General features: G+C 46.0%; 1 protein-coding gene. It reads right to left on the bottom strand.

What is annotated here, in order from left to right:
• Positions 1 to 654 (bottom strand): TRAP transporter substrate-binding protein DctP (gene dctP, locus KIV40_RS33655; RefSeq protein ID WP_285353768.1); only part of this gene is annotated, 654 nt, incomplete at both ends.

Here is a 654-nt window from a genome sequence, read left to right on the forward strand (position 1 = left end):
GATGTCGTTCATGCCCGCTTTTTGGTTAGTAGAGAATACTGTGTAGTCAGCCGCATCAATAACGCCTTTGCTCAAGCCAGTAAATACTTCAGAACCTGGTAGGTTAACTGGTGTCGCACCTGCCGCTGCAAATACTTGTTGCACTAGACCTTCAGGAGCTCGCAGTTTAAGACCTTTAAGATCATCAACACCGTCTACTGGTACTTTCGAGATGAACGACTCAACACCCGTAGTCGAAGCACCAACAAACTTAACGCCGTAAGGAGCGTAAAGCTCAGTCATTAGCTCGTTACCACCGCCGTAGTTCATGTATTGCAGCAGTTGTGTTGTATCAGACCAAGCACCAACCATGTTACCAATAAGACCGAATGCTGGATCTTTACCAGAGAAGTAACCTGTTGCAGTGACTTGGCCATCAAGGATACACATTTTGATCGCGCCTAGTGTCTCTGTGTGCTTAACCACAGCACCTACCGGTAGAAGATCGATGTCGATACGACCATTAGACATAGTCTCAACACGCTCAGCCCAATTCTGTTGAACTTTGAAGTTCAGATCACCAGATGGATCTGAAGATTGAATTTTCAGTTTGAAGTCTGCAGCCATTGCAGAAGTCGCGAATAGACCTGTTAGGGAAGCAGCAATCAGCGTTTT

Source organism: Vibrio sp. D173a, from assembly GCF_030248475.1.